This is a genomic window from Austwickia sp. (assembly GCA_016699675.1).
Taxonomy (GTDB): Bacteria; Actinomycetota; Actinomycetes; order Actinomycetales; family Dermatophilaceae; genus Austwickia.
On sequence record CP064985.1, the window covers coordinates 1,801,499 to 1,819,085 of the forward strand.

The window sequence follows — 17,587 nt, forward strand, 5'->3', positions numbered from 1 at the left end:
GCCGTGCCACCTCGTCGCGCGGGTTGCCGCGATGTGGCGGACACGTGTCCATCTTGCGCCGATTTCAGGGCGCTACCCAAACTCAGAGGGGTCGCTGTCAGCAAGATCACTTCCTAACCGGTCGGTAAGTAAGGCGGAAGTGGCGCTGGTCACGTCCCTGCGCCGGCCCGGACCTCGCGGCCCCACGGCGGCACCCGTCGCGCCAGCACCGGGCGGAGGGCGGCTTCGAACCGCGGCTGCAGCGCGAGTCGGCGCAGGAGGCCGTGCCGCAGATGGTTGGCGAGCCCGGCGAGCAGGAACGACTGGTCGACCGTCAGATGCCGCCGGCTGGTGCGGCGCGTGCGCACCCCGATCGCGTCGACGAACCCGCCGGGCCCGAAGCAGCCGAGTTCCTCCAGCGCGGCGAGGTTGCCCAGCGCCGCGCGGGGGTCATAGGGCAGCGCGAGCGCGGCGGCATGCGGCGTCACCACACCCTGGCCCCGCCACGTCGTCCGGTAGCCGTCCCCGAGGATGCCCAGCGCGGGCACGCCGAACTCGCTGTAGCCGCCCGCGGCGCCGCGGCCGGGGCACGCGCACGGCGACAGCCCCCACACCGGCCAACCCGCCTCCGCGGCGTACGCCCGGTGCGCCGTCACCGTGCCGGCGTGGCTCACCCCCCACAGGGCCGGCGACCAGTCCTCCTCGGGCACGAACGCCGCCACCGCGAGCGCCTCGAACATCGACCCCCCGAGCGAGGCGATCGCGCGATGGCCCGCGTATCCAGCCACGGGAGCCTCCAGCGCCGCGTACGCCTGCGGCCCGAGCTGACCCAGGCCCAGCGCCACGTAGGTCACCAGCCGCGTCTCGGAGTTCAGCAGCGCGTAATGGTGGCGGGTCACGTGGATCGGCGCCCCGCTCGGATCGGTCGTGGGCACCGACCGGTTGCGCTGCGGCGTCTCCCAGAAGCCCCCGCGCATGAGGCCACCGTCCGGCCGGGCCGCCGGGTCGTAGTACGCGTCGAAACGCATCGGCGTCAGCAGCCGCTCCGCGGCACCGCGCAGCTCGGGATGGGCCTGGGCGACGATGCCGAGCGCCATCGCCAGCCACGCGTTGTCCACGCTGGACAGGAACGGGGTCAGCAGCCGAGCCCGGCGCCCCCACGTGTCGGTGCGCTCGCCGGTCGCGATGTCGTACCAGTTGTAGAACATCCCAGTCGTCTCGTGCCGCGGCAGCGCGGCCAGGGTGTCCAGGGCGCGCGCGCAGCGGTCGCGCACGTCGGCGGCGTCGGTCAGGTCCAGGGCGCCGGCCGCGACCGCGCTCCACAGGTAGCCGCCGACGTTCGTGGGGGAGGTGTATGGCGTGCGCGTGGCCGGGTCGAGGCGGTCATCGATGCCGTCCGCGGGCAGGCCGGTGCCCTCGTCCACCGAAGCGGCCAGGCAGCGCCAGGTGGCCTGGGCCCACCGCCGTACGTCGTCGTCGGTGGGCGCGGCCGCGTCTGCCATGTCCGGATTCTGTCACCGCGCCGACGCGAGTCGGCTCACCCGCGGGGCGCCGCCGAGCCCTGCCGGACCGTCGCCACGATCGTGTCCTTGAGCGCGGCCTGATCGGCGCCCGCCCCCCGGGTGCCGATCGCCAGCCCGAGCATGAACGAGCTCACCGGCGCCAGCGGCCGGTCCAGCTCGTGCGCGACGACCTTGGTGAGGTCGTGGATCGCGGCGATGTCGACGAGCGCGGGGTCGATGCCCAGCAGGGTCGAGGTGTGCTCCACCCAGTCGGCCCAGCGGGCCTGCTCCTGGGTCAGGTCGTGCCGGGGCCGGGCCGGCTGCGCGTCCACCTCGCCGGCCGCCGGCGTCGCCGTGGTGCTCATCGCTTGGTCAGCTCCGGCCGGGACTCCCAGCCCCGTCGCGGAGCGTGGGTGCCGGTCCCGACGCCGGGGCGCCGGTCCGCGGTGCGGTAGACGATGTACGGCCGGGTCAGGTAGCCCAACGGCGCCGAGAAGACGTGCACCAGCCGGGTGAACGGCCACAGCGCGAAGAGCAGGCAGGCCACCAGGGCGTGCAGCTGGAACCCGAGCGGCGCTGCAGCCATGAGGTCCGGGTCCGGGTGCAGCGTGACGAGCTGGCGGAACCAGATCGAGACGCCGTCGCGGTAGTTGTACTCGCCCACCTCGGTGCCCACCCCGCCGATGCCGGGGGCGTGCCAGCCGAGCGTGTTCGCCAGGCCCAGCAGGATCGTCACGGCGAGGAAGAAATACATCACCTTGTCCATCGGCGTCGTCGCGCTGAACACCGGCCCCGTGGTGCGCCGCCGATAGATGAGGATCGCCAGCCCCGCCAGCGTCAGGAAGCCCGCGAGCAGGCCCACGGACACCGCCATGAGGTGGTAGAGGTGCTGGCTGATGCCGACGGCCTCGGTCCAGCTCTTCGGCACGAGCAGGCCCATCACGTGGCCCAGCACGACGAAGAGGATGCCGAAGTGGAACATCGGGGAGCCCCAGCGCAGCAGCCGGTCCTCGTAGAGCTGGCTGGAGCGGGTCGTCCAGCCGAACTGGTCGTACTTGTAGCGCCAGAAGTGGCCCACCACGAACACCGTCAGGCAGATGTAGGGGAAGACCACCCAGAGCAGGGTGTTCATGAGCGGGCTCCTTCGCGGGCTGGTGTCGAGGTGGATGGCGCGGATTCCTGCGACTGCGCCCACGCCACGTCATCGGCGGGGCGCGGGTTCAGGTAGGCGTCGAGGCGCGGGTCGAGCGCGAGCTCGCCGTACGGCGTGAGCCCCACGTCCTCGCTCGGCGGCCCCTGCGCGACGAGCCGGGCGATCGCCGCGGTCTCCTCGCCGTCCAGAGCCGGCAGCGTCGCGCACACCGCCACCACCGCGTCGGCCCATCGCGAGCCGGCCTCCAGCAGCGCCAGCCGCAGCACCTCCAGCCCGGCCCGGTGGTCCAGGAGCAGCCCCAGGGCCGTGGTCAGGTCGGCGCTCGCCCCGAACTCCAGCACGACCCCGAGGTGGTCGGGCAGCTCGGCGTCGGCGTCCGCCAGCTCGACGCCGCAGCGCCGGTAGGCCTGCTTGAACTCCACCAGGGCGAGCCCGCGCTTGCGGGTGTCGCCGTAGGCGAAGTACGTCAGGTACGGCGCGCACCGGCGGGTGTAGTCGAACGTCGCCACGTATTGGCGGCGCAGCGTCTCGGCATCGGTCGCGGCCAGGTCGTCGATCAGCCGCAGCAACGGCGTACCGCACGACTCCGGCAGCCGCAGCGCGACGTCCCGCAGCATCGGGAGGTGTCCCAGCACGGCGTCGTCCGGATACCCGATGAGGACCGACGCGCACTGCCAGGCCGCCCGCATCGCCTCCTCCGGGACGGGGAGCCGTGCACTCTTGCGGCGCCGGAGGGCGAGCCTCACCGCCGCACCTCGCGCTCGCCGTCCTCGCCGGGGAACATCCCCTCGGGCATGCCCTTGCCGTCCCAGTTGAGCAGGTTGACGCGGCCCTGCCCCGAGGGGGTGAGCGCGTCGGCGGTCTGCCGCTGCTGCAGCATCCGGAAGTTCTCCACGGCGATGGGCGTGGTCTCTCCGGAGCCCTCGCCGAAGACGCCGCGGGGTGCGGTGTCGTAGGCGGCGACGTCGCAGCCGGTGGCCAGCTCCTCCAGGGAGTGCGCCTGCTCGGCGTGCGCGGTGGGGATCACGTAGCGCTCGTCGTACTTGGCCAGGGCCAGGAGGCGGAACATCTCGTACATGTCCTCCTCGCCCATCCCGACGCTCGCCGGGATCGCGCCGTTCGGGTCGCGCCCGAGGTTGATGTCGCGCATGTAGGCGCGCATCGCGGCCAGCCGGCGCAGCACCGCCTCGACCGGGGCGACGTCGCCCGCGGTGAAGAGGTTGGCGAGGTATTCGACCGGGATGCGCAGCGCCTCAAGGGCCGCGAACAGGTTGCCGGCGTCCTCCGCGTCGTGGCCGGTCTCCCGGATGACGTCGACGACGGGCGACAGCGGCGGGATGTACCAGACCATCGGCATCGTCCGGTACTCCGGGTGCAGCGGCAGCGCCACCTCGTAGTCGTGGATCAGCCGGTAGACCGGGGAGCGCTGCGCCGCGGCGATCCAGTCGCCGGGGATGCCGGCCCGCTCCGCCTCGGCGATGACCGCCGGGTCGTGCGGGTCGAGGAAGACGCTGCGCTGCGCGGCGTACAGCTCCTGCTCCGGCGCGCTTGCCGCAGCAAGCACGGCGTCCGCGTCGTACAGCATGAGCCCGATGTAGCGCAGCCGACCGACGCACGTCTCCGCACACACGGTCGGGATGCCGACCTCGATGCGCGGGAAGCAGAACGTGCACTTCTCGGCCTTGCCGGTCTTGTGGTTGAAATAGACCTTCTTGTACGGGCAGCCGGTGATGCACATGCGCCAGCCGCGGCACTTGTCCTGGTCGACCAGGACGATGCCGTCCTCGGTGCGCTTGTAGATCGCCCCGCTGGGGCACGACGCCGCGCAACTCGGGTTGAGGCAGTGCTCGCAGATGCGCGGCAGGTAGAACATGAAGGTCTTCTCGAACTCGAACTTCACCTTGTCCGCGATGCCCTTGAGCATCACGTCCCGGTGCGCCGTCTCCTTCGAGCCGCCGAGGTCGTCATCCCAGTTCGCCGACCAGGAGATGTTCATCGGCTTGCCGGAGATGAGCGAGTGCGGCCGCGCCACCGGGAAGTGCTTCTGGGCCGGGGCGTTGAGCAGCGTCTCGTAGTCGTAGGTCCAGGGCTCGTAGTAATCCTGGATCGAGGGCATCTTGGGGTTGGCGAAGATGCTGGCGAGCTTGCGCAGTCGGCCGCCGGCGCGCAGCTTGAGCCGACCGGAGCCGGTCAGCGTCCAGCCGCCCTTCCACTCGTCCTGGTCCTCATACCGGCGCGGATAACCCAGCCCGGGGCGCGTCTCGACGTTGTTGAACCAGACGTACTCCGTGCCGGTGCGGTTCGTCCAGGCCTGCTTGCAGGTGACCGAGCAGGTGTGACACCCGATGCACTTGTCGAGGTTCATCACCATCGCCATCTGAGCCATGATGCGCATCAGTAGGTCACCTCCTGCGAACGCTTGCGGATCATCGTGACCTCGTCGCGGTTGTTGCCGGTCGGACCGATGTAGTTGAAGAAGTACGCCAGCTGCGCATACCCGCCGATGATGTGCGTCGGCTTGACCATGATCCGGGTCATCGAGTTGTGGATGCCGCCGCGGCGACCGTTGTGCTCGGTCAGCGGGGTGTCGATGAGTCGGTCCTGGGCGTGCGGCATGTAGATCGTGCCCTCGGGCATGCGGTGGGTCACGATCACGCGCGAGGCGACGACGCCGTTGCGGTTCACCGCCTCGACCCAGTCGTTGTCCTTCACGCCGATCTTGGCGGCGTCGATGTCGCTCATCCAGATCGACTGCCCACCCCGGCCGAGGCTCAGCATGAACAGGTTGTCCTGGTATTCGGAGTGGATCGACCACTTGTTGTGCGGGGTCAGATACCGCACCGACACGGCCACGGACCCGTCCACGTCGCCCAACTCCCCGAGGGGACGCTCGCCGAAGAGGTGGGTCATGTTGAGCGGGGGACGGTACGTCGGGAGCGCCTCGCCCATCTTCTGCATCCAGTCGTGATCGACATAGAACTGCATGCGGCCCGTCAGGGTGTGGAAGGGCTTCTTGCGCTCGATGTTGATCGTGAAGGGGCTGTAGCGCCGCCCGCCGGTCTCCGAGCCCGACCATTCCGGGCTGGTGATGACCGGGACCGGGGCGGCCACGGTGTCGGCGTACGTGATCATCTTGCCCTCGTGCTCGGCCGCGAGGTCGTGCATGAGGTTGCCGCAGCGCTTCTCCTGGGTCTTGAAGCCTTGGGTGGCGAAGTGGCCGTTGGTGGTGCCGGACAGCGCCATGATCGTCTCGGCCACGTTGATCGCGGTGTCGAGCTTGGGCTGGCCGTCGCCGACGCCGCCGTGCCGCACGCCGTTCTTGCGCCGCAGGTAGTCGACCTCGCGCGTGACGTCGTACAGGATCCCCTTGGTCGCGTTCCCCACCTTCTCGAAGAGCGGGCCGATGCTCGTCATCTTCTGGTACGTCGCGGCGTAGTCGCGTTCGACCACTGCGAGGACCGGCATGGTCTTGCCGGGGACCGGCTCGCACTCGCCGCGCTTCCAGTCCCGCACGACGCCGTGCTCGTTGGCCATCGCCTCGGGGGTGTCGTGCCACAGCGGCTTGGCGACGAGGTCCCTGCGGACCCCGAGGTGCGTCGCGGCCATCTCCGAGAACGCCTTGCTGATCTCCACGAACGCATCCCAGTCCGTCTTGGACTGCCACGGCGGGGCGATCGCCGGGTTGAAGGAGTGGATGAACGGGTGCATGTCGGTGGTGTTGATGTCGTTCTTCTCGTACCAGGTGGCCGCGGGAAGCACGACGTCCGAGAGCATCGTGGAGCTGGTCATGCGGAAGTCGATGGTCATGAGCAGGTCGAGCTTGCCCTCGGGGGCCTGCTCGCGCCAGCGCACCTCCTTGGGGCGCTGGTCCGGGCTCGCCTCGGCGCCGTTGACGCCGTGGTCGGTGCCGAGCAGGTGCCGCAGGAAGTATTCGTCGCCCTTGGCGGAGCTGCCGAACAGGTTGGCCCGCCACATCATGAGCACCCGCGGCCAGTTCTCCTCGGCGTCCGGGTCCTCGGCGGCGAACGCCAGCTCGCCGCGCTTGAGCTGGTCGACGACGTAGTCCTTGGGCTCCATGCCCGCCTGCTCCGCCTCGTCACACAGCGTGAGCGGGTTGCGGTTGAGCGTCGGATAGCTGGGCATCCAGCCCGCGCGGGCCGACTGGGCGACGAGGTCGGCGACGGTCATCCCGTCGAAGTCGTCCAGGCCGCCCGCGACGTCGGCCGCCTTGTAGGTGTCGTAGCGGTATTGGCTGGTGTGCAGATACCAGTACGCCGTCTGCGCCATGTGCCGCGGCGGCCGGTGCCAGTCGAGGCTGAACGCCGTGTGCTGGAAGCCGGACAGCGGCCGAATCTTCTCCTGGCCGACGTAGTGCGCCCAGCCGCCGCCGTTGCGGCCCTGGCAGCCGGTGATCGTGGTGAGCACGAGCATGGCGCGGTAGATGAGGTCGGAGTGGTACCAGTGGTTGGTCCCGGCCCCCATGAGGATCATCGAGCGGCCGTGCGAGTCGACGGCGTTCTGCGCGAACTCGCGGGCGATCCGGGCCACCGCGGCGGCCGGGACGGTGGTGATGTCCTCCTGCCAGGCGGGGGTGTACGGCGCCTCCGCGTCGTCATAGCCGGTCGGCCACGCGCCGGGCAGGCCCTCGCGGCCCACGCCGTACTGCGCGAGCATGAGGTCGAAGACCGTGGTGACCAGGCGCGAGCCGATCCGCCGCGCGGGCACCCCACGCGGGAGGTCGGCGACCTTCCCGTCGAGGGCGTCGAAGCGCGGCAGCGCGACCTGCACGTGCTCCACGTCGGGGGCGCCGTAGAGGCTCAGGCGGGGCTTGGTCTCGCCGAGGTCGAGGTTCCACTTGCCGACACCCGCGTCGCCGTAGCGGTCGCCGAGCGTGCCGTTGGGGATGACGACCTGGTCGGTCGCGGCGTCGATGAGCGCGGGCTTCCACATCGCGTTCTCGGACGCGCTGGCGTCCGGCAGCACGTCGCCCAGGTCGCCCGCGACGACGAACTTGCCCGGGGCGTAGTGCCCGTCCTTCTCGTCGAGGGTCACCAGGAACGGCAGGTCCGTGTACGTCGTGCAGTAGTCGGTGAAGAACTCGACGGGGCGCTCGACGAAGAACTCGCGCAGGATCACGTGGCCCATCGCCATGGCCAGGGCGGCGTCGGTGCCCGGCGCCACGGCCAGCCACTCGTCGGCGAACTTGACGTTCTCGGCGTAGTCCGGGGCCATCACGACGACCTTCTGGCCGCGGTAGCGGGCCTCGGTCATCCAGTGCGCGTCCGGGGTGCGGGTCAACGGAACGTTGGAGCCCCACATGATCAGGTAGCCGGCGTCCCACCAGTCCCCGGCCTCGGGGACGTCGGTCTGGTCGCCGAACATCTGCGGGGAAGCGACGGGCAGGTCGGCGTACCAGTCGTAGAAGGAGAGCATCGCCCCGCCGATGAGCTCGGTGAACCGGGCCCCGGAGGCGTAGGAGACCATCGACATCGCCGGGATCGGGGAGAAGCCCGCGATCCGGTCGGGGCCCCAGCGCTTGATCGTGTAGACGTTGGCCGCGGCGACGATCTCGGTGACCTCTTCCCAAGTCGCCCGCACCAGGCCGCCCTTGCCGCGGGCCCGGGTGTAGCGCTCCCGCTTGGCGGGGTCCTGCACGATCGAGGCCCAGGCGAGCACCGGGTCGCCGTACTGCGCCTTGGCCTCGCGGAACATGTCGATCAGCACGCCACGGACGTACGGATAGCGGACCCGCGTGGGGCTGTAGGTGTACCAGGAGAAGGCCGCGCCGCGGGGGCAGCCGCGGGGCTCGTACTCCGGGCGGTCCGCGCCGGTCGACGGGTAATCCGTCTGCTGGGCCTCCCAGGTGATGATCCCGTCCTTGACGTAGACCTTCCAGGAGCACGACCCGGTGCAGTTCACGCCGTGCGTGGAGCGGACGACCTTGTCGTGGCTCCACCGGTCCCGATAGAAGCTGTCGCCCCCGCGGCCGCCCACGCGTTGCATCGTGCGGCCGTCCGCGGACACCTCGGCCTTCGTGAAGAATCGCCGCGTCCCGACCAGCGCCTCGGACAGGGGGCCGTCCAACCCGGCCGCCTCGCGGCGGGAGGCCTGCGTGCTCATGGGTGCTCCTGATCCATCGCCGAATTTGAAGGATAGGGGTATTCAACCACGCTGCCTGTGGCCTGCACAGGATACGCTCAACATGTCCTGATGGACGTTCGTCTTAGCCTGTCACATCCGGTGTACGGGGACTCGTCACGGCGCGTCCTGCGTCGCGGGCGCGCCGACCGCCCGGTCGGTGTTACCGTGAGCTGTTCCTTTTTATTGCTCGCCCCGGGAGTACTATGTCCATCGCGGATCCTGCGGATCGTTCGGAGCGCGGCGCGAACGCCGTCCTGGTGATGTCGACCCTGGCCTTCACCGTCATGTTCGCGGTGTGGCTGATGTTCGGCATCCTCGGCGTACCCATTCAGAAGGAGCTGAAGCTCTCCGACGTCGAGCTGTCCTGGATCAGCGCCGTCGCCGTGCTCAACGGCTCGATGTGGCGCTTGCCCGCCGGAATGCTCACCGACCGCATCGGTGGCCGCAAGGTCACGCTGTTCATGCTGGCCACCACGGCCATCCCGGCGTACTTCGTCTCCCAGGCCCGCAGCTACGCGATGCTGCTCGTCCTGGCGTTCCTCGTCGGATTCGCGGGAAACCTGTTCTCGGTGGGCATCGCCTGGAACGCGGCCTGGTTCCCGCGCCGCCGCCAGGGCTTCGCCCTGGGGGTGTTCGGCGCGGGCAACGTGGGCGCCTCGGTCACCAAGTTCATCGGCCCGCCGCTCATCGCCGGCACCGCCGGCGCGACCTACCTGGGGGTGGTCCAGGGGGGATGGCGCGTCGTACCCGTCATCTACTCGGTGCTGCTGCTGATCCTGGCCGTGCTGACGTTCGTCGTGACGCCGCGGCGCGACCGGATGCCCGGCGCCAGCAAGCCGATCGGCGAGATGCTGGAGCCGCTGAAGCACCTGCGGGTCTGGCGGTTCAGCCTCTACTACGTCGCGGTGTTCGGCGCCTACGTCGCCCTGTCGGCCTGGCTGCCGAAGTATTACATCGACAACTTCGGCATCGACCTCACGACCGCCGGCTTGCTCACGGCGGTCTTCATCTTCCCCGCGTCGCTGTTGCGCCCCGTCGGCGGCTGGCTGTCGGACCGCATGGGCGCCCGCAAGGTCATGTACGTCACCTTCGGACTCATGCTCCTCACCTCCGGCATCCTGATGATGCCGAACGGGCACATCGTCATTCATCACGCGGACGGCCGGTCGAGCGAGCACCTCTCCTACGGGATCACGCTGGTGCCGTTCACGCTGCTGATCTTCCTGCTGGGCTGCGCCATGGGCGTCGGCAAGGCCGCCGTCTACAAGCACATCCCCGAGTACTACCCCGACAACGTCGGCTCGGTCGGCGGCCTGGTCGGCATGCTCGGCGGCCTCGGCGGCTTCTTCCTGCCGCCCCTGTTCGCCTACAGCAAGCAGTGGTCCGGGTTCCCCACGAGCACCTTCTTCGTGCTGTTCCTGCTCGTCGTGGTCTGCGCCACGTGGATGCACGTGACGATCCTGCGGATGCACGAACGGCACAGCCCGCACATCTCGCGCGAGATCGACGACCATACGATTCACCCCCACCCCAGCCACCCCGACACCAGTGAGGTCATGGCATGAGCAGCGCTACCCCCGCCCCGTCGAGTGCAGATGACGCCTCGCGCACCGGCGGCGAATGGTTGACCAGCTGGGACCCGGAGAACGAGGCCACCTGGGACAAGAGCCTGGCGTGGCGGACCCTCTGGGTCACCACCTTCTGCCTCACGCTGGCGTTCGTCGCGTGGTATCTGCCCAGCGCCGTGGTCCCCAAGCTCAAGGCCCTGGGCTACGACTTCTCGGCGTCCCAGCTCTACTGGATGGCCTCCATGCCGGGCCTGGCGGCCGGCCTGCTGCGCATCGTCTGGATGGTCCTGCCCCCCATCCTGGGCACGCGCAAGATGGTCGCCGCGACGACGCTGCTGCTCGTGGCCCCCACGCTGGGCTGGGGGGTGCGGGTGATGAACCCGACCGCGCCGTACTGGGAGCTCATGGTCCTGGCGTTCCTCGCCGGCATCGGCGGCGGCGCGTTCTCCGGGTTCATGCCCTCCACGTCGTACTTCTTCCCCAAGCGCATGTCCGGCACCGCCCTGGGCATCCAGGCCGGCCTCGGCAACCTCGGCGTCTCGCTGGTCCAGCTGTTCGTCCCGATCCTGGTCGGGGTGTCCTGGCTGGGCTTCATCGGCGGCTCGCAGCAGCTCAAGGTGCCCGGCAAGCCGGTGGCGACGGTCTGGTACCAGAACGGCGCCTTCTTCTGGATCCCGCTGATGATCGTCGGCGCCGTCCTCGCGTGGATGCTGCTGAAGTCGGTGCCGATCAAGGCCAACATCCGCCAGCAGTTCGACATTTTCAACAACGTCGACACCTGGCTCATGACGCTGCTCTACATCATGACCTTCGGCACGTTCTCGGGCCTGGCCGCGCAGTTCGGCCTCCTGTCGATCAACCTGTACGGCGCGGGCAACCCCGACATCGTCTCGACGGTGGGCGGGGTCACCAAGGTCCTGGTCCCGGGCTACTCGGTGGCCGACCCGGCGACGTTCGTGTTCTGGGGGCCGCTGGTGGGCGCGGTGGCGCGGTTCGCGTTCGCGCCGCTGACCGACAAGATGGGCGGCGCGATCTGGACGCTGGTCTCCGGCATCGGGCTCATCGGCTCGATCGCCTTCACGATCTCGGCGCTCACCCCGGACGCGTCGTCGGCCGCGACGCTGCAGAGCGGGTTCACCAGGTTCTTCTGGGGCATGATGGCGATCTTCCTGTTCTCCGGGATCGGCAACGCCAGCACGTTCAAGCAGATGCCGATGATCTTCGAGAAGCGGCAGGCCGGCGGCGTGATCGGGTGGACCAGCGCGATCGCCGCGTTCGGTCCGTTCCTGTTCGGCGTGGGCCTGACACTGATGCCGGCGCCGACCTTCTACATCATCGGGATCGCCTTCGCGATCATGTGCGTCGTCATCACCTGGGTGCGCTACGCCCGGCCGGGGGCGCCCAAGCCGAGCTGACCCCTCGCCTGGCCACCGCGCACGCCGTACGACGAAGCCTCGTCGTACGGCGTGCGCCGTCAGGCCGGCTGTTTCGCGGGTGGTGACAGTTCCAGCGCGCCGCCGGCTTGGCCGCGGACCAGATCGACGAGGCACACCTGCTCGGTGACCATGGGTTGCACCCGCACGAAGACATCGGCGACGCCGAGCCGGGACAGCGTGCCGCGAATGAGGCCCAGGTGGGCGGCGCAGACGACGTCCGGGTTCTCGATCGCGGCCTCTCGCATGGGGCACTGCGACAGGGACAACCGATGGCAGCCCGGGCGGGGTTGCTCGACGGTCACGGTCTCGCGGCGGTATCCCCACCGGGCCAGCACGTCGATGAGCTCGCGGACGGGAAGCTCGGCCTCCCGGCCCGTCACCGCCGCCGCCTCGCGCGCGGTGACATTGCGCCGCGCCCAGGCGGCCCCGGCCGCGATCGAGGCGCCCGAACGCTCGGTGCGGATGCCCGGGATCGCCTCGGCCAGGACGCCGGTCAACACGACGTACGCGGACTCGTTCACCGGGACGGTCTCCGGGGCGACGGCGTACACCTTGCGTGGCCGCCCCACGGACTCCCGACGTTCGCGCTGGGCGGTGAGCACGCCGGCCTGCTCCAGCTGATCCAGGTGAAATCGCACTGTCGTCACGTGCAGATCGAGGGTGCCGGCCAAGTCGGCGGCGGCCAGCTTGCTCGGAGACTCCCGAATCAGGTCGACGATGCGCCGGCGCACCTGGGACGACAGCAGATCGTCGCGCGAGACCGTGCTCATGTCCGGTGCCCCTGTCTTGAGGATAGGGTCCACTTTATTCGGTCGAGACCGGCCTGCGCATCAGGCACCCGAACAGTAAACAGCCATACACCTGTCCAGTGGGCGGCTCAGTTAGCCGGAGCGGCCCGCCGAAGGGGTGGCGACGGCGCGGCGGGGTGGCGCTCCTCTAAATATCCCGTCCAACGGCCCGCCCGACGCGGTCCACGAATTCGGCGAGGATCTGACGCGAGGTGCCGAAGTTGAGTCGGGCGTGGCCCTGCCCGCCCGGCCCGAACGCCGGGCCCGGGTTGAGGAAGACCTTCGCGTGCTCCAGGAGCCAGCCCGACGGGTCCGCCCCGGCGAGAGCGGGGACGTCCCGGAAGTCGAGCCAGGCGAGGTACGTCGCGCGGGGCGGGGCGACGCGCAGCTCGGGGGCGACCTCGGCCAGCGCCGACACCACGTAATCCCGGTTCGCCTGCAGGAACGGCAGCAGCTCATCCAGCCACGGCGCGCCGTCCCGGTAGCTGGCGATGCTGGCCTCGATGCCCAGGGTGGAGGCGCCGTGGCTGCGCATCGGGTTGATCTTGCGCCAGGCGCGGACGTCCCCGGCGTTGGTCAGCACCGCCTGAGCGCAGCGCAGCCCCGGGGTGTTGAAGCCCTTCGAGCTGGCCAGGAGCGTGATGGTCACCTCGGGCGCGATGTCGCTCACGGTGGCCGTCGGGACATGGCGGTCGCCGAAGACCAGCGTGGCGTGGATCTCGTCGGAGATCACCCGGGCGCCGTAACGCTCCGCGAGCGCGCAGACCTCGGCCAGGTGGTCGGCGGGGAAGACGGCACCGAGCGGGTTATAGGGATTGCAGACGATGATCCCGCCGGCCCCGGCGGCGAAGGCCGCCTCGATGGCGTCGAGGTCGAACCGGTAGCCGCCCGCGCCGTCCGGCTCGGTGTGGGGCAGCATCGGCGGGTAGATGCCGCGCCGCCCGGTCACCTCGAGCACGTCGAAGAACGGCATGTACGCCGGGACGGGCAGCACGATCGGCGACCCGGCGACGGTGAAGTGATCGATGGCGAGGCGCACGCCGGTGAGCACGTCGGGCAGCAGGTGGACCCGCTGCGGATCGATGGCCCAGTCGTAGCGGGTCGCGCACCAGTCGGTCGTGGCGGTGGCCAGCCGGTCGTCGTGGGTCGGGTAGCCGAAGACCTCGCGGGCGGCCGCCTCGCGCACGGCGGCCCCGACGGCGGGGCAGGTCTCCAGGTCCATCTCCGCGACCCACAGGGGCAGAACGTCCGGGGCGAACCGGGTCCACTTCATGGTGTGGCGGGCGCGGAGTTGCTCCGGCGTGAGGGTGACGATCGGCATGGCCCCACCCTGGCCGGTCGAGCCGTCCGGCGCCAAACCCAAGACCCACATGGAGGTCCTCAGCTGGTCATTCGTCGCGCAAATCTACGCGGTCACCCGGGTGAAATCGCCTCAGGTCCCAGGGAATCCGGCCGATGACGGGTCCGAAGGGGGGTGTCCCCTCCGCGGGCGGCGAGGATGTCGCGCGCGGCCGCCGCCCGGCGCAGCATCGCGCCGGCTCGCCAAAGGACCGACGCTTAGATGACTGCCTCAGCGAACCCGCCCGCCGCCGCTCCTCGTGGTTTGGCCGCTCTGCGGCTCCGGCCCAAAATCCTGTCCATCGGTCTGGTCGGCCTGCTCGGCATGACGGCCATCGGGTTGGCCAGCGTGACCTCGCTCAACTCCATGGACAACGCCGCCGAGGAGATCAACGCGGCCACGGACGTGCAGATCGCCGTCGGGCAGCTCCAGGCGGACCTGTACAACGTCGAGCGCGCCCAGAACCGCTACCTGCTGCAGGCGGACGTGGAGGGGGCCGCCGTCGCGGACCCGGCCAACGCGGCCCGCAAGTCCTACCTCGGTGCGGTCGCCGAGCTCGACAAGGTCCTCGGCGAGTTCCCCCCGCTCAAGCTCGAGGCCAGCAAGAAGGCGCTCAGCGCCGTCAAGGCGGACGTCGAGGAGTTCAAGAAGGTCGACGACCAGGTGATCGGCTTCGTCAAGGCCGGTGACGTCAAGGCGGCCCAGGCGGTCGGTCTGGGCAAGGCCACCGACCTGGCCAACCACGCCGTCGCGTTCGGCGACGAGCTGACCAAGGCCGTGCAGACCCGGGTGAACAACGCCATGGCCGCCAAGAACTCGGCCAAGCAGACGGCACTCGTGACCATGATCCTCGTGGCGCTGGCCTGTGCGGCCCTGCTGGGGGTCCTGGCGCTGCTGATCTCCGGCCGCATCCTCGCGGCGGTGACGTCGGTGCGGGCGACGTTGCAGGCGATGGAGCGTGGTGATTTGACGGTGGCTGCCGAGGCGAACTCTTCCGATGAGGTGGGGGAGATGGCCAAGGCGGCGGAGGCGACGCGGGCTTCGATGCAGCAGGTCCTTTCGCAGGTTGGTGATGCTTCCAGCACGGTGGCTGCGGCCTCGGAGGAGTTGACGGCTGTCTCGACGCAGGTGGGGTCGACCTCGAAGGAGGCCTCGGTGCAGCTGGGTGCGGTGAACGCGGCGGCGGAGACGATGTCGCAGAACATTCAGACGGTGGCTGCGGGTACCGAGGAGATGACGGCTTCGATTCGGGAGATCGCCAAGAACGCCAACGACGCGGCGGGGGTCGCGGCGAGTGCGGTGCAGGTGGCTGATCAGACGAATATGACGGTGGGCAAGCTGGGTGAGTCCAGCGCGGAGATCGGTGAGGTCATCAAGGCCATCACGTCCATCGCGGAGCAGACGAACCTGTTGGCGTTGAATGCCACGATCGAGGCGGCTCGGGCCGGTGAGGCTGGTAAGGGCTTCGCGGTGGTGGCTAATGAGGTCAAGGATCTGGCTCAGGAGACGGCCAAGGCGACCGAGGACATTTCGCGGCGGGTGGAGCAGATCCAGGTCGACACTGAGGCTGCGGTGGCGGCGATCAGTGAGATCAGCGGGATCATCGCGCGGATCAATGACACTCAGTCCACGATCGCCTCGGCGGTCGAGGAGCAGACCGCGACGACGAATGAGATGAGCCGCAACGTGGCTGAGGCTGCGGGTGGGGCTCGCGATATCGCGGGCAATGTCGGGGCTGCGGCCCGGGGGCCGGGGAGACCGAGTCCGCGGCGGGTGCGGCGGCTCAGGCCGCTGGTGAGTTGGCCTCCCGCGCGGCGGAGCTGCGCACCCTGGTCGGCCGCTTCACCTACTGACCCACCCAGATCGACGAACGACGCGTAGCCCGGCGGGAGCAACCCCGCCGGGCTACGGCGCGTCGTCGAGGAACCACACGTCCAGCGGGCCGCCGGGCTCCGGGCCCCGGCCGGGCTCCAGATAGAACTCGTAGCCGAAGGTCTCCCGGAAGAACTGCTCCGGGATGGCGAGCATCATGCCGACGTCGGTGGTCTGGCTGGCGTGGCAGGTCAGCGCCGCCCGCTTCACGTCGATCAGCGCCCGACCATCGACGCGGTAGCGGATCAGCGCATCGGGGCTGCCGATGGGGTTGCCGTCGTCGCCGGGCCCGTCCGGGTCCCATTCGACCGCGGCGGCAGGGTCGGCGGCCAACGCCGCCACCCGCAGGCCGCGCAGGTAGTCGCGATTCATCGTCGACTCCAGGATGCGAGGCCGCCGGGCCGCCAGCTCCGCCGCGCGGTGCGCGACCCGATGAGCCTTGACGTGGTCCGGGTGACCATAGCCGCCGTGGTCGTCGTACGTCACCAGCACGTCCGCGGCTTCCTCGTCGAGGAGCCGCGCCAGCCGCCCCGCGGCCTCGTCGAGGTTCGCGGCGTGCAGCGACAGTTCATGGTCGTTCTGCGCCCACCCGGTCATTCCCGAGTCCGCGTAGTCGAGCCACGCCACCCGATGGGTGCCGATCGACCGGGCGGAACACTCCGCCTCGCCACGCCGGTAGGTCACGACGTCCATCCCCGCCGGCAGGTCCGCGGCGACCTCACCGTGGTCGCCGTTGGTGGCGAAGACCACCACGACGCGATGACCGGCGCGGGCGGCCATCGCCATGGTCAGCGACGTCTGGGACGCCTCGTCGTCGGGGTGGGCATGCAGAAAGACCAGGGTGCTCACGCCGCCGATCATGCCAGGGCCGAGCGCCGGCGCCCGACGCGCTCCCGCCGGGCGCGCTCAGGCGCTCACGCGCTCACGAGACGAGTCGCCGCAGCACGCTGCGGTACGCCGCCTTCGCGATCAGGGCGCTGACCGGGTCGGCCGCCGACGGTACGCCGGCCACCGCGATCTCCTGCGCCCACCGGACCCGTGAGCCGCCCGCGGCGTCCGGCTCGACCACGACGTCGATCGTGCCGCGGACGACCCGGCCCCGCTTGACGATGCGGGCGTGCCGGGGCGGGTCCCACTCGAGGACGTCCATCGGGTCGTCGAATCCCCACCGGCCCAGCGCCGTACGGGCCACGAAGCGCGCGCCCGGGCCTGCCGTACCCCGCACCGTCGTGAACGGGATGAGCGCGGTGTGGGCCCACAGGTCCCAGAGCCGCGCCCACGCGCGATCCGGCGGGTGCGGACTGGGTACGTCGAGCGCGAAGGAGGCCACGGCGGCCTGATGCGGCGGGGTCTGCGGCGCAGGGGCCGGGACCCTAGCGCCGCTGCTCCTCGCCGGGCACCGTGTCCTGGGGGACGCCGTTGAGGACCGGGCCCACCGGTCCGTTCGCGCTATCCGTCGGCGTTGCCCCCGGCTGCGCCGGGAGTCCGCCCGAGCGGCGCTCGGCGCGCATCTCGCGACGCGCGGCGCGCCGCTGGTCCCGCGCCACGCCCTCGGCGGTGGAGCAGTCGCCGCGGAAGAGCCAGCCCAGGGCGGCCGCAGCGACGAGGGCGAACAACAAGGCGCGGTGAACCCCTTCGTTGTCGATGAAGGCGTAGCTGAGGCCCAGCAAGATGGCCAGGGCCGGGACGATGCGGCCGTACACGGTCTGACGGCTCAGCGCGTTCATAAGGGCTCCCCGAGGTTCGTCGTTGTTCGGGGCGACCCTACTCACCATGGCTACCGATCAACAGGGCGGCCGTCCCAGCAGC

The 17,587-nt window shown here is 70.2% G+C and carries 13 protein-coding genes and 1 pseudogene; 3 read left to right on the forward strand and 11 right to left on the reverse strand.

What is annotated here, in order from left to right:
* Positions 1-149: 149 nt before the first annotated feature.
* From IPK37_08265 to IPK37_08290, 6 genes are read right to left on the reverse strand one after another with little or no spacing between them, the layout of a single operon-like run.
* Positions 150-1,481 carry a DUF3131 domain-containing protein gene (locus IPK37_08265; protein QQS02298.1) on the reverse strand — a complete coding sequence of 444 codons (1,332 nt, stop codon included), beginning with the start codon at positions 1,479-1,481 and terminating at the stop codon, positions 150-152.
* 35 nt (positions 1,482-1,516) lie between these two features.
* Positions 1,517-1,846 (reverse strand): molybdopterin-guanine dinucleotide biosynthesis protein A, encoded by a 330-nt coding sequence (locus IPK37_08270; GenBank protein ID QQS02299.1) that lies wholly within the window; start codon positions 1,844-1,846, stop codon positions 1,517-1,519.
* Positions 1,843-2,613 carry a respiratory nitrate reductase subunit gamma gene (gene narI / locus IPK37_08275; protein ID QQS02300.1) on the reverse strand — a complete coding sequence of 257 codons (771 nt, stop codon included), beginning with the start codon at positions 2,611-2,613 and terminating at the stop codon, positions 1,843-1,845. The genes IPK37_08270 and narI overlap by 4 nt, the downstream gene beginning before the upstream one ends.
* Positions 2,610-3,323, reverse strand: coding sequence for a nitrate reductase molybdenum cofactor assembly chaperone (gene narJ / locus IPK37_08280; protein ID QQS02758.1), 714 nt, complete (start codon positions 3,321-3,323; stop codon positions 2,610-2,612). Before narJ ends, narI begins: the two co-directional genes overlap by 4 nt.
* Before the next feature lie 53 nt (positions 3,324-3,376).
* Positions 3,377-5,029 carry a nitrate reductase subunit beta gene (gene narH, locus IPK37_08285; protein ID QQS02301.1) on the reverse strand — a complete coding sequence of 551 codons (1,653 nt, stop codon included), beginning with the start codon at positions 5,027-5,029 and terminating at the stop codon, positions 3,377-3,379.
* Entirely contained in the window at positions 5,029-8,754 is a 3,726-nt protein-coding gene (locus IPK37_08290) for a nitrate reductase subunit alpha (GenBank protein ID QQS02302.1), read from the reverse strand. The genes narH and IPK37_08290 overlap by 1 nt, the downstream gene beginning before the upstream one ends.
* A 224-nt stretch (positions 8,755-8,978) precedes the next feature.
* Between IPK37_08290 and IPK37_08295 the strand changes: the two genes are divergently transcribed.
* On the forward strand, positions 8,979-10,340 hold the full coding sequence (locus IPK37_08295; GenBank protein QQS02303.1) for a NarK/NasA family nitrate transporter: 1,362 nt from the start codon (positions 8,979-8,981) through the stop codon (positions 10,338-10,340).
* Positions 10,337-11,758: a NarK/NasA family nitrate transporter gene (locus IPK37_08300; protein ID QQS02304.1), complete on the forward strand. Its 1,422-nt coding sequence runs from the start codon at positions 10,337-10,339 to the stop codon at positions 11,756-11,758. The genes IPK37_08295 and IPK37_08300 overlap by 4 nt, the downstream gene beginning before the upstream one ends.
* Positions 11,759-11,817: 59 nt before the next feature.
* On the opposite strand, the gene IPK37_08305 is transcribed toward IPK37_08300, so the two are convergent.
* Positions 11,818-12,549, reverse strand: coding sequence for a helix-turn-helix domain-containing protein (locus tag IPK37_08305; protein QQS02305.1), 732 nt, complete (start codon positions 12,547-12,549; stop codon positions 11,818-11,820).
* Positions 12,550-12,715: 166 nt separating this feature from the next.
* A complete protein-coding gene (locus tag IPK37_08310) occupies positions 12,716-13,888 on the reverse strand; it encodes an aminotransferase class I/II-fold pyridoxal phosphate-dependent enzyme (protein ID QQS02306.1) in 1,173 nt (390 codons plus the stop codon).
* Between the two features lie 240 nt (positions 13,889-14,128).
* On the opposite strand from IPK37_08310, the pseudogene IPK37_08315 reads away from it, so the two are divergent.
* Positions 14,129-15,759, forward strand: a pseudogene (locus IPK37_08315) (methyl-accepting chemotaxis protein).
* Positions 15,760-15,811: 52 nt separating this feature from the next.
* Here IPK37_08315 and IPK37_08320 read toward each other — a convergent pair.
* The 3 genes from IPK37_08320 to IPK37_08330 all read right to left on the reverse strand — a co-directional run bounded on the left by IPK37_08320 (position 15,812) and on the right by IPK37_08330 (position 17,505).
* The gene (locus IPK37_08320) at positions 15,812-16,627 is read right to left on the reverse strand and encodes a PIG-L family deacetylase (GenBank protein ID QQS02307.1); all 816 of its coding nucleotides are present in this window, start codon (positions 16,625-16,627) and stop codon (positions 15,812-15,814) included.
* A gap of 73 nt (positions 16,628-16,700) precedes the next feature.
* Positions 16,701-17,108: an SRPBCC family protein gene (locus tag IPK37_08325; protein QQS02308.1), complete on the reverse strand. Its 408-nt coding sequence runs from the start codon at positions 17,106-17,108 to the stop codon at positions 16,701-16,703.
* Positions 17,109-17,151: 43 nt separating this feature from the next.
* Positions 17,152-17,505 (reverse strand): hypothetical protein, encoded by a 354-nt coding sequence (locus IPK37_08330; protein QQS02309.1) that lies wholly within the window; start codon positions 17,503-17,505, stop codon positions 17,152-17,154.
* Positions 17,506-17,587 lie beyond the last annotated feature (82 nt).